Raw genomic sequence first — 11,819 nt, 5'->3', positions numbered from 1 at the left:
CGGATCGGTCGCTCTAGCCGGCGGCGCGGTCCTCGAGGTGGGCGAGCACGTCGCGGGCGTGCGCGGCGACGTCGTCGTGGCCTGTCGCGGTGGCAAACTCGGCGAGCAGCGACCAACGGGCGCGGAGCGCGGGGATGCGCGGCACAGACAGTCCGTGTTCGCGTACCGAGGCGATCCGCGCATGGTCCTCGGGCAGGAATAGGTGCGTGCTCAGCCAGATGCACGCGAGCAGTGCGTCGAGCAGCCGCTCCTCGAGCACCTCGTCGTAGGCCAGCTGCGGCCACATGGCGACGACCTCGGCGCGCCACGCGTCGGCCATCGCACGGATGCGATCGACGGACAGCGGCACCGAGCACAGGCACAGCGGGAAGGAACTGAGGGCGTACGCGATGTCCAGGGTCGCGTCGCGGAAGCCGCCCCATTCGTAGTCGAGGAACTGCACACCCTCGTCGCCGACCACGATGTTGTCGGGGCACAGGTCGGACGGGCTGAAGGCCCGGAAACGCCCGCCGGTGAACAGCTTGGACGCCCGCTCGGCACGCTCGCGTACCGACTCGGGCACCGACAGGCCGAAGTCGGCCTCGAGGAGCTCGGGCACACCCCGCACGGCATCGAGGGCCTGCTGGGACACGGCGTCGGCGACCCGCGCGACGTCGGCGCGACGCAGCAGCGCCGCGAAGTCCTCCTCGCGGCCGACGGTCGCCGCATGCATGCGTCCGAGTGCCTGAGCCAGGGCCATCAGGGTGTTCCCGGCGGCCTCGGAACTGTTGCGGAGCACCTCCGACAGGGTGGTCGCGTCGCCGAGGTCGCTGAGGACCAGCAGGCGAGCGTCGAAGTCGTAGGCGAGCAGTTCGGCACCCGGACGGTGATCCTTCGCGAGGGCCGTCGTGAACTGGTAGGAGACCGCCTCGCGGAGGAAGGCGATCTGCTCGTCCGTCTCGGAACCGCGGAAGTCGACGTGGCCGGTGCCACGCGAGGGCGGTACCTGCTTGAGGACAAGAGTGCGCGGGAGCGAGAACGGATTGGCGGCCACTCGTACCCGTACGACCATCGAGCGGCCACTGCCCCCGAGATCCACCGGATCGGTCAGGGTCACCGTGGCGCCGGTACGGCGGGTGAGCAGCGCTTCGGCGGCGTGAACCACCTCGGACACGGGGTCTGCCAATGTTGCGGTCATCACTGCCCAATCTACAGGTTCTCGGTCACGACGAGGTCCTCCACAATGCTCGGATCGAGCAGGACCTTCTTCACCCGTGCCCGGCCCACCAGGTCGCTTTTGTCTGCTTTGCGAGGGGAAATCGCTGTTCATCCGGGTGTGTCCCCGTCCGCGCCTCGGCCGCTCCGCTCCTCGGACGCCGATCACGATCGGGACACGTCACGATCATTCCGGTGAAACGTGTGTCACCTTCTGAAAACCACGGGCGGTGCCACGATCCACCGCAGCCTTCACGACACCGAAGATCAGACCCTGGAGGGCGGCCGCGATCAGCACGTCCCGGGTGCGCTGCGACAGATCCTGCGGTTCGGGCCGTTCGTCACTGCCGCCGACCTTCTTCCACACTTGGTTGAAGACGGCTCCGGCGAGGATGCCTCCTCCCACACTGGCTGCGAGAGCGAGCGGCTTGTAGAAGATCACGCGTGCGTCGGCCATGGATACCTCCTCGATCCGTCGCCCCCGTTGGCGCCGGACCGACGGAGTACCCGGGCAGGATCCTCACAAACCTCATCGGGCCCACGAACCTCACTCGGGAGCACCACCGGACGGCACACACGACGGCGCGGTGCCCCCGTCCGGAGACGGGCGACACCGCGCCATCGACAGCTACGGGTGATCAGGTCTTGTCGGCGCCCTCGGTCTCGGGTTCGGGCACGAAGTCGATGCCTGTCTCCTTGCGCTGCTCCGGCGTGATCGGGCCGGGTGCATCGGTCAGCGGATCGACACCGCCACCGGACTTGGGGAACGCGATGACCTCGCGGATCGAGTCCATCCCGGCGAGCAGCGCGGTGATGCGGTCCCAGCCGAAGGCGATGCCGCCGTGCGGGGGCGCGCCGTACTTGAACGCCTCGAGCAGGAAGCCGAACTTCTCGTTCGCTTCCCCCTCCGAGATGCCCATCACCTTGAACACCCGCTCCTGGATGTCGGGGCGGTGGATACGGATCGAGCCGCCACCGATCTCGTTGCCGTTGCAGACGATGTCGTAGGCGTACGCCAGCGCCGAACCCGGATCGGTATCGAAGGTGTCGATGTACTCGGGCTTGGGCGAGGTGAACGCGTGGTGCACCGCGGTCCACGCCGAATGACCGAGGGCCACATCACCGCTCGCGGTCGCGTCGGCCGCCGGCTCGAACAGCGGGGCGTCGACCACCCACACGAACGCCCATGCGTTCGGATCGATCAGATCGAGCTTGCGGGCGATCTCGTCGCGGGCGGCGCCGAGCAGTGCACGCATCTGCTTGGTGGGACCGGCGGCGAAGAAGATGCAGTCGCCGGGGTTCGCGCCCACGTGCGCGGCGAGACCCTCGCGTTCGGCGTCGGTGAGGTTCTTGGCGACCGGACCGCTCAACGTGCCGTCCTCACCGACGAGCACGTAGGCGAGACCCTTGGCACCGCGCTGCTTGGCCCACTCCTGCCATGCGTCGAGCTGACGACGCGGCTGGCTCGCGCCACCGGGCATGACGACGGCACCGACGTACTCGGCCTGGAAGACGCGGAAGGTGGTGTCCTTGAAGAACTCCTTGCACTCCACGAGTTCGATGCCGAAACGCAGATCCGGCTTGTCGGTGCCGAAACGGCGCATGGCCTCGGCGTAGGTCATCCGCGGGATCGGGGTCTCGAGTTCGTAGCCCACCAGGCGCCACAACGCGTGCAGCACCTCCTCGGCGAGGAGGATCACGTCGTCCTGATTGACGAACGCCATCTCGATGTCGAGCTGGGTGAACTCGGGCTGACGGTCGGCGCGGAAGTCCTCGTCGCGGTAGCAGCGGGCGATCTGGTAGTAGCGCTCGATGCCACCGACCATGAGCAGCTGCTTGAACAGCTGCGGGGACTGCGGCAGAGCGTAGAAGTTACCGGGCTGCAGGCGGGCCGGGACCAGGAAGTCGCGCGCACCCTCCGGCGTGGAGCGGGTGAGGGTCGGGGTCTCGACCTCCACGAACTCGTGGTGGGCGAGCACCGCGCGGGCAGCAGCGTTGACCTTGCTGCGCAGACGGATGGTCTTGCCCGGCTTCTCGCGACGCAGATCCAGGTAGCGGTACTTCAGGCGCGCTTCCTCGCCGACCTGATCGTCGAGCTGGAACGGCAGCGGGGCGGCCTCGTTGAGAACCACGAGCTCGGAGGCGTCGACCTCGATCGCACCGGTCGGGATCTCGAAGTTCTGGTTGCCCTCGGGGCGGACCTCCACCTTGCCGGTGATCCGGACGCAGTACTCCGCGCGGAGCCGGTGCGCCTGCTCGAGGACGCCGGCGCTGCGGAAGACCACCTGCGAGACACCCGAGGCGTCGCGCAGGTCGATGAAGATGACCCCGCCGTGATCGCGTCGCCGGGCAACCCAACCGGTGAGGGTGACTGTCTGCTCGGCGTGCTCGGCTCGCAACGAGCCGGCGAGATGGGTGCGCAGCACGGAATTCCTTTCGAAACGATCAGCGACGGGTTCGTCGGCTGTAATCCTACGAAAGACACGATCGGCCCGAGCGCACCCGTACCGAATAGTTCGTGCCAAGCTTGTCCGAATCCGACGAACACGGGAGAAAGCGGCGGCGATGACGTTCAGAGAAGGTGCACGCATGGATGCGGGCCGTGTCCGTACCGGCGGCGGTGGGCGTGGCGGAAAGCTCGCTCTCGGTGGCGGGGCCGGCGGCCTGATCGTCATCATCCTGGCGCTGCTGTTCGGCGGCGATCCGTCCTCGCTGCTCGGCTCGGGAATGCCCGACACCTCCGGCGATCCGCAAGCCGAGAGCGCACTCGAACAGTGCGAGGTCGGTGGCAGCGCCGCGAACGAGAACGTCGACTGCCGGGTGCTCTACACCGTCGGGTCGCTCGACTCGGTGTGGGAGCAGCAGTTCGCGACACAGACCGGCGTGGCCTATGTGCAGCCGGAGGTCGAGATCTTCACCTCGGCCACGTCCACCGGTTGCGGCAACGCCACCAGCGACATCGGGCCCTTCTACTGCCCGGCGGACCGGACCGCCTACTTCGACACCAGCTTCTTCGACGAACTCGAGACACGGTTCGGCGCCAGTGGAGGTCCGCTCGCGCAGGAATACGTCGTCGCCCACGAGTTCGGGCACCACCTGCAGAACCAGCTCGGCGATCTCGGTCGCGCACAGGCCGACCCGCGCGGCCCCGAATCCGGCGCTGTCCGTACGGAACTGCAGGCCGACTGCTACGCCGGGGTGTGGGCCTACCATGCCGACAAGCTGCCCGAGCCGACCACCGGAGAGCCCTTCCTCGTGCCGCTCACCGACACCGACATCCGCGACGCACTGTCGGCCGCGTCGGCCGTCGGCGACGACCGGATCCAGCGGGCCGCCACCGGCCGGGTGAACCCGGAGGGATGGACTCACGGGTCGTCCGAGCAGCGTCAGGCCTGGTTCCTGGCCGGATACCGCACCGGCCGGGTCGACGCGTGTGACACCTACTCGGCACGCGATCTCGACAACCCGCCGGCACTGCGCTGAGTTCCGCGGTGTCGTGAACCGCAGAGCGAGCGCCGGGACGCCGTCACGCGACGGTGACGGTCATGTTCGCGCGGTCGGCGACCAGGTCGGCATGCTTCCGCATGCGCAGCGAGATGGGCCAGGTACCGGCGCGGCGCGCCTTGAAACAGAAGACCCGCTCGCCGGTCCCTCCCGGCAACGGGTTCTTCGACGGCAGGAATCGGATGTCGCGAAGGACGAGTTCCTCTCCGACCCTCGACGTCGACCAGCAGTAGTCCCGGGAGGTGTTCTCAGGGAGATGCAGTTCGATCGTGTCCCCGACACCGACCGTGACATCCTTCGGACCAGTGGCGATGTGCTTCATGACCTCAGGATAGCCCGCGAATGTGATTTTCCTCACTCTCGTGACCATGGCGCTAGCACACCCGTCGCGACCGCGATGTGTGATGGGACACAAAACGGGGCATTCGTTCTGCATGCACGAAGAACGAGCCGGAATCACACGCAGCGACGCGGTGATGGGAGGACGCCTTCTCGCTCTCGCACACGAGAACGGCTACAGCGAACTGACCGAAGAGGTCGCGGCGCTGGTGTCGAGCCCCGGTTCGGACCCGCCGTCACAGATCACTCCCCCGCTCTACGGGAACGTGCTGAGGTGGACGGTCTCGACGATCGCCGACGTCGTCGTCGACAAGATCGGCCCGCAGGTGCGTGGCGACGAGAGCTTCGAACTGACCATCCGGACCGAGAGCGGCCGTCACGTCCGGCCGGAGGAACTCCCGCAGCCGGAGAGCACCGTGATGAAAGCGGTCGTCGACGCGCTCGCCGGCGACTCGGTCGCGGCCCGCAGCGAACTCGACGAAGTGGTCTTCGCCATGGACTGGGCGTCGCAGATGGAAGCGCTGGTCGAGGCGGTGCTCTGGCTCGACCGGCTTCTCGACACCCCGGTACCGGACGGGAACGACACGCCGCCCTGGTGACCCCCATACGCGGATGGGCGTGAACGGCGAGCGATGCCCGCCTTCACTCCCCTGACCCCCGAGATACTCACGGCCTCCGTCGCCGATCGCGCCGAGGCGCTCACCGGAAGCGTGTGCATCGCCGTGAGCGCACCGGACGCGGCAGACCCGGTGGAATTCGCACAGCGTGTCGCGACGGAACTGAGAACGCGGGGCCGCGCAGCGGACGTCGTCGATCTCCACGATTTCGTCCGGCCCGCATCGCTCCGGCTCGAGCACGGACGGACCGATCCGTACAGCTACCGCCACGACTGGTTCGACTACGCCGCGGTCGACCGAGAGGTGCTGCGCGCGGTACACGAACATCGACGATGGCTTCCGCGGCTGTGGGACGAACGCACCGACCGTTCGGCGCGCGAGCGCCCGCGTCGAGCGGCGGAGGACCAGGTCCTCGTCGTCGCCGGCCCTATGCTTCTCGGCCGTGGTCTCGACTTCGATGTCACCGTCGTCCTGACGATGTCCCGGGGCGCGCTCGAAAGGCGCACGCGCCCCGAGGATCACTGGACGATCGACGCGGTGCTCGAACATGACGCGGTGCTCGAACATGCAGTGCTCGAACATGCAGGAGCGGACGCGGACGTCCTGGTGCGCTACGACCACCCCACCCGCCTGGCAGTGCGGACGCGATCCGACTGAGCGGTCCTGCCTTCGCGGATCATCGCCCCGATCGAGGCTTGGCCAGGACCCGGTGAACCGCCGAGGTCACCGCGTCGGGCGCCACCGTGCCGAAGACCGCCATGGATTTCGCGAGCACGGAGCCGGGCACCACGTTCGCCTCGCCGCGCATCAGAGCGGCATAACCGTCGCGCGCGACGTGCGCAGGATCGTCCTTGGGCGCCTTCCCGAGGATCGTGTCGAGCATCCCGGCACGTGCGAAAAAGTGGGTGTCGGTGGCACCGGGGAGCATCGCGGTGAGCGTGACCCCGCTACCGTCGAGTTCCTTGCGGACGCCGTCGGTGAAGGACTGCACGAAGGCCTTGGACGCGTTGTACACGGCCTGGTAGGGGCCGGGCATCTTCGACACCACCGACGAGGTGACGAGCATCCGGCCCGAGCCCGCCCGCAGCATGTCGTTCAGCAGCAGGTGCGCCAGATGCACCGTCGAGCGCACGTTGACGTCGACGATCGAGAGGACGTCCCCGAGCTCTGCGTCGACGAACGCCCCGCCGATCCCGACACCGGCGTCGAGCGCAGCCGCCGCCGGGACGCGACCTCCGGCCGTCGCAGCCTCGTGGACCGCCCGGACCCCTTCCGGAGTCCTCAGATCCGCGTGGACCGACACCACCTCCGCGCCGGACGTCCGCAGGTCTGCGGCGACCTCGTCCAGAGTGTCCGATCTCGCCGCGAGCACGAGGTCGTATCCGTCGGCCGCGAACAGGGCCGCCAACTCCCGGCCTATGCCTCGCGATGCTCCGGTCACCAGAGCGAGAGGTCGAGCGTCGTTCATATCTCCTCCTCGGCACGTCTGGCTCGCGGGTACCCACACCCCGCCGGGTCGACACGGCGCCGGGATCTCGCAACCGTTTGGGGCGGGCACGTCCTCGGGTATGCGGAGGGCACCCTGCGCGCGCAGTCCCTTCGGTTGCGTCCATCAGGATGGTGTACGAGCCGGATCGGATCCGATGACCGGCGTGTCGTAACCGGACGAAAGACGGTCACCGCGTGATTCTTCGAGAGAGCTACCAACTCGACTCGACGAAAGAGCACGCGATGACCACTGCCCACGATATCGACCTCCGCCAGCTTGTCGAAGACCGACTCACCGGCGCCAGCCCCGACCTGCTGCGCGAGCTGCTGACGATGTTCATCCACGCCCTGATGGGCGCCGAGGCCGACGCCCTGTGCGGCGCCGACTACGGCCAACGCTCCGACGAACGCGTCAACGTTCGCAACGGCTACCGGCACCGCGACTTCGACACCCGCGTCGGCACCCTCGACGTGGCCATCCCCAAGCTGCGGTCCGGCTCGTACTTCCCGGACTGGCTGCTGCAACGGCGCAAGCGGGCCGAACGAGCCCTGACCTCGGTTGTTGCGACCTGCTACCTGCTCGGGGTCTCGATCCGGCGGATGGAGAAACTCGTCGATACCCTCGGGATCACCTCGCTGTCGAAGTCGCAGGTCTCGGTGATGGCGAAAGACCTCGACACCCAGGTCGAGGCCTTCCGGAACCGACCCCTCGATGCGGGCCCGTACACGTTCGTCGCCGCCGACGCCCTGGTCCTCAAGGTCCGCGAGAACGGACGGGTGGTGAACGTGCACGCCCTGGTCGCGGTCGGGGTCAACGCCGACGGCTACCGCGAGATCCTGGGGCTGGACGTCACCTCCGCCGAGGACGGCGCCGGCTGGCTGACCTTCTTCCGCGGGTTGGTCGCCCGCGGCCTGTCCGGGGTGCGGTTGGTGACCTCCGATGCCCACGCCGGCCTCGTCGCGGCGATCGGCGCAACCCTGCCCGGCGCCTCCTGGCAGCGGTGCCGCACCCACTACTCGACGAACCTCATGGCCGTCACACCGAAGTCGTCGTGGCCCTGGGTGAAGACACTGCTGCACTCCGTGTACGACCAGCCCGACGCGGATTCCGTTCACGCACAATACGATCGAATCATCGATGCACTCACCGAGAAGCTGCCGAAGGTGGCCGATCACCTCGACGCCGCCCGGTCGGATCTGTTGGCGTTCACCGCGTTCCCGAAGCAGATCTGGAAACAGATCTGGAGCAACAATCCGCTATCGGTTAACCGGCCCTCCCACGACACGATCACGGTTGCAGCGTGAGGTCCTGAGCCGACGACCGGTTGAGGCGCATGCTGGCGGTGTCGGCTCCGATCGAAAGGCGGCGGACAATGACCGTTCGGGTGCGCATCAGCAGCAACGGGCATGTGATCGACGGCCAATGGGAAGGATGCGCAGCAGCAAACGCGTTCCTGACGCATCTGGCCGGACGCGGATTCAGTTCGGCAACGGTGCGGGCATATGCGTTCGACGTGCTCAATCTGGCCCGATTCCTGCTCGATCGCGACCTCACGGTGGCTGCGGTGACGCCGGTGACGGTGTTCGAGTGGGTCGACTGGCAGAACGTGCACCGCAAACCCCGCCCAGGCATGGCGACACGAGGTGATCGGGGCACTGCGGCATCGACGATCAACCGACGAGTCGCGGCGATACGCGCATTGTTCGAATACCTGGTGATGACCGGGATACGCACCGAAAATCCGGTGCCCTCACCGCGGCGCGGACAGGGACTGCGACCACCAGCGCGAGGACTGCTCGGACACCTCGGGCCGGGCCGACCCCGAGCCGGAGGCAGGCTGGTACGCCAACCGCGGCTACTGCCCGAGTCCCTCGACGCCGACGCGATCGAGCAGTTTGCGGCGTCGCTGCGCACCCATCGGGATCGAGCGATGTTGTGGGCGATGCTGTTCGGCGGGCTGCGCAACGCCGAGGTGCGATCCCTGCGGTTGGCAGACGTCGATTTCGGCCAGCGACGACTCCGGGTGCTCGGCAAAGGCTGCAAGGAACGGGTGGTGCCGGTCGATGCGGTGTTCTTCACCGAACTGTCGGCCTATCTGCGCCTCGAACGGCCACCGGGGTTGGCGACCGAGGAGTGTTTCGTGGTGCTGCGCGGCCCCACCGCGGGGGCGCCGGTGACCGAGGCGGGACTGCGGTCGCTGTTCCGGCGGCACCGGGACCTCTCCGGTGCGACGAGGGTGCGTCCGCACCGATTGCGCCACACCTACGGCACCGAACTCGCTGCCGCCGGAATCGATCTGATGGTGCTGCGAGAATTGATGGGGCATGTGTCTCCGGACACCACTGCCGAATATGTGCATTTGTCGGTCGAGCAGCTCGCCGCCGAATACGGCGCGGCCCGCGCCAGTCTCGCCGGAACACGACAATGAGCACCGCGGTGGTTGCGACGGTCGTCCTGCCGGCCGGACCGGGTGCGGTGCTCACCGACTACCTCGAGCACGTCGCCAGCCTCGGGCTCAGCGACAGGTCGGTGCGCGCTCGCACCCTCATCGCGACCACCTTCCTCACCACGCATCCGGACTTGCGGGACTGGATGACCCGACCCGCTGCCGACCGGCTGGCCGAACTACGCCGCACCGGGGCCTGGCCACTGCTGTGTCACCTCATCGGACGCGGCAACCTGCGGCTCGACCTCGAACTCGCGGCCGTCAAGAACCTCACCGGACTCGGCCGGGCCGTCGAGGACCGCGACCCGGACGGGTTCGCCGCGGTCCGGGCCGCCGGCCTGGTTTTGGGGTGGACACCGCAATGGGTCGAGACCGTCCTCGGCGAGTGCCTGGCGGTGCTGCTCGCCTGGCACGGCGGTTCCGTCAGCGGTGTGAGCGCCGAGACCGTCGGCGAGTTCGACGCCGCATTGGCTGCCACACAGTCAATCCCGGATACATCGAAACGCGCCTACCGCAACCGTATCGCGGGACTGCGACAAATGCTGTTTCAGGCCCGCATCGTCGACACCCCACCACGGCGCCGACCGTGGGCCCGCACCTACGCCCAACGCTTCGCCGACGCCCCGATGGCCGATCCGATCCGCGAGGCCCTGTTGCGTTACGTCACCGTCCGGGCATCGGTGCTCCGCCCGAAATCGGCCGAATCGCTGATCAACGACCTGCTGCCGTTCGCGGACTACCTCACCACCAACCATCCCGAGGTCACCTCCCTCGAGGATCTCGACCGCAGTCACATCGAGGGCTTCCTCGTCTGGAATCGCACCCGCACCTGGCGTGGGCAACGCGCCGCTGCCGGGGCCGGGCGCATCATCTCCAAGGCCGTGATCCAATCGACGGTACTGAGCGTGCGCAACCTGCTCGAGGACATCACCGAATGGGGCTGGGAGCAGGCCCCACCGCGCCGTCTGGTCTTCGCCGCCGACGTCCCGAAACTCGACCAACCGCTTCCGCGGGCATTGCCGCCCGACATCGATGCTGCGGTGATGAATGCGGTTTCCCAGCTGGATGATTCGTTCGCTCGTATCGGGTTGACGGTGCTGCGCGGAGCCGGTCTGCGGGTCGGGGAGCTACTGGATCTCGAGCTCGGCAGCGTCATCGATTACGGCCCGGCCGGGACCTGGCTCAAGGTTCCGTTGGGCAAGCTCGCCACCGAACGCATGGTCCCGCTCTCGGCGACCACTATCGCCGCGTTGGACGAGTGGACCGGCGGGCGTGGTATCTGTCGGCCATTGCCGCATCCCCGCACCGGAGAGTTGACCGATTTCCTGTTCGTCGCACACGGCCGCCGTCTCAGCCAGACCCGGCTGCGCAACGGTCTGCTCGCTGCCGTCGAGGCTTGCGGACTGCGTGGGGCCGGGGGTGCGCCGTTGGTGGTGACCCCGCATCAGCTGCGGCATACTTGGGCCACCGAACTCGCCAACGCCGGGATGAGCCTGCAGGCGTTGATGGCGTTGCTCGGGCATGTCACTCCGCAGATGACTTTGCGTTACGCCACTTTGGCTTCACCGACGTTGCGGGATGCCTATGACCAGGCGATGGGCAAGATGCGGCGGCGGTTCACGCTCACTCCGGTCGGCAAACCGATCGTCCCCGACGCGGTGAGTTGGCTCGGCAGTGAGATGCTCAAAACGCGTGTTGCCCACGGTTACTGTTCCCGTCACGAGAGCGCGGGTGCGTGTCCCTATGCCAACATCTGCGAGACCTGCGACAACTTCGTCACCGGACCTGAGTTCCGCGGCGCGCTCGAGGCGCAACGCACCGACATCCAGGCTCTCGAGGTCGATGCTCGTGACCGTGGATGGCCCGATGAAGCTGCCCGGCATCATCGTGTCGCTGAGGCGTTGACCGACCACTTGCAGCGTCTCGATCGCTGATTCGATGTGAGATCAGGGTTGATCTCATCCCTGAGGGCCGGATAATTGAGCGGTTGAACAAGGAGATCAAGCGTCGAGCCGACGTGGTGGAGATCTTCCCGAACCCGGCGGCGTTTCTACGCCTGGCGACCGCGGTGGTCATCGAGCAGCACGACGAGTGGCAGGTCACCCGCCGCTATGTCTCGGATGTGAGCATGGACGAGCTCCGTGCGGTGATCGCCGCCAAAGAGCACGCTACCGAACCGGCGTTGTCGTTGACCGGATCGAACGAAACAGCATAGTATTCAGCATGACTC

10 protein-coding genes and 2 pseudogenes are annotated in these 11,819 nt (G+C 67.5%); 7 read left to right on the top strand and 5 right to left on the bottom strand.

Features of this window, described 5'->3' with window-relative positions:
* Positions 1-13 precede the first annotated feature (13 nt).
* The 3 genes from KXC42_RS10660 to aspS all read right to left on the bottom strand — a co-directional run bounded on the left by KXC42_RS10660 (position 14) and on the right by aspS (position 3,620).
* The gene (locus tag KXC42_RS10660; protein ID WP_033096583.1) at positions 14-1,177 is read right to left on the bottom strand and encodes a kinase; all 1,164 of its coding nucleotides are present in this window, start codon (positions 1,175-1,177) and stop codon (positions 14-16) included.
* Between the two features lie 204 nt (positions 1,178-1,381).
* Positions 1,382-1,651 (bottom strand): DUF4235 domain-containing protein, encoded by a 270-nt coding sequence (locus tag KXC42_RS10655; protein WP_006551422.1) that lies wholly within the window; start codon positions 1,649-1,651, stop codon positions 1,382-1,384.
* A 181-nt stretch (positions 1,652-1,832) separates the two neighbouring features.
* Positions 1,833-3,620, bottom strand: coding sequence for an aspartate--tRNA ligase (aspS, locus tag KXC42_RS10650; protein WP_064852071.1), 1,788 nt, complete (start codon positions 3,618-3,620; stop codon positions 1,833-1,835).
* Positions 3,621-3,759: 139 nt separating this feature from the next.
* Between aspS and KXC42_RS10645 the strand changes: the two genes are divergently transcribed.
* Positions 3,760-4,677, top strand: a complete 918-nt coding sequence (locus tag KXC42_RS10645; RefSeq protein WP_024100766.1) for a neutral zinc metallopeptidase — start codon at positions 3,760-3,762, stop codon at positions 4,675-4,677.
* A gap of 43 nt (positions 4,678-4,720) precedes the next feature.
* Here the strand turns inward: KXC42_RS10645 and KXC42_RS10640 are convergent, their stop codons facing one another.
* Positions 4,721-5,020 (bottom strand): protease inhibitor I42 family protein, encoded by a 300-nt coding sequence (locus KXC42_RS10640; RefSeq protein ID WP_219130302.1) that lies wholly within the window; start codon positions 5,018-5,020, stop codon positions 4,721-4,723.
* Between the two features lie 112 nt (positions 5,021-5,132).
* On the opposite strand from KXC42_RS10640, the gene KXC42_RS10635 reads away from it, so the two are divergent.
* Both KXC42_RS10635 and KXC42_RS10630 read left to right on the top strand, forming a co-directional pair.
* A complete protein-coding gene (locus tag KXC42_RS10635; RefSeq protein WP_006551418.1) occupies positions 5,133-5,636 on the top strand; it encodes a hypothetical protein in 504 nt (167 codons plus the stop codon).
* 33 nt (positions 5,637-5,669) lie between these two features.
* Positions 5,670-6,311, top strand: a complete 642-nt coding sequence (locus KXC42_RS10630) for a hypothetical protein (RefSeq protein ID WP_219130301.1) — start codon at positions 5,670-5,672, stop codon at positions 6,309-6,311.
* A 19-nt stretch (positions 6,312-6,330) separates the two neighbouring features.
* Here KXC42_RS10630 and KXC42_RS10625 read toward each other — a convergent pair whose 3' ends face one another.
* Positions 6,331-7,122 carry an SDR family oxidoreductase gene (locus KXC42_RS10625; RefSeq protein WP_219130300.1) on the bottom strand — a complete coding sequence of 264 codons (792 nt, stop codon included), beginning with the start codon at positions 7,120-7,122 and terminating at the stop codon, positions 6,331-6,333.
* 263 nt (positions 7,123-7,385) lie between these two features.
* Here KXC42_RS10625 and KXC42_RS10620 point away from each other — a divergent pair.
* The 4 genes and pseudogenes from KXC42_RS10620 to KXC42_RS10605 form a co-directional block, all read left to right on the top strand.
* A pseudogene (locus tag KXC42_RS10620) lies at positions 7,386-8,399 on the top strand (IS256-like element IS1164 family transposase); the annotation flags it as partial.
* Positions 8,400-8,515: 116 nt separating this feature from the next.
* Positions 8,516-9,571, top strand: a complete 1,056-nt coding sequence (locus tag KXC42_RS10615) for a tyrosine-type recombinase/integrase (protein WP_064257805.1) — start codon at positions 8,516-8,518, stop codon at positions 9,569-9,571.
* On the top strand, positions 9,568-11,523 hold the full coding sequence (locus tag KXC42_RS10610; RefSeq protein WP_064257806.1) for a tyrosine-type recombinase/integrase: 1,956 nt from the start codon (positions 9,568-9,570) through the stop codon (positions 11,521-11,523). The genes KXC42_RS10615 and KXC42_RS10610 overlap by 4 nt, the downstream gene beginning before the upstream one ends.
* Before the next feature lie 44 nt (positions 11,524-11,567).
* Positions 11,568-11,804: pseudogene (locus KXC42_RS10605) on the top strand (transposase); the annotation flags it as partial.
* Positions 11,805-11,819 lie beyond the last annotated feature (15 nt).

The organism is Rhodococcus sp. LW-XY12, from assembly GCF_019317345.1.
Classification (GTDB): domain Bacteria; phylum Actinomycetota; class Actinomycetes; order Mycobacteriales; family Mycobacteriaceae; genus Rhodococcus; species Rhodococcus pyridinivorans.
The sequence above is the reverse complement of the archived record's forward strand: the minus strand, read 5'-3'. Positions and strand labels throughout refer to the sequence as shown.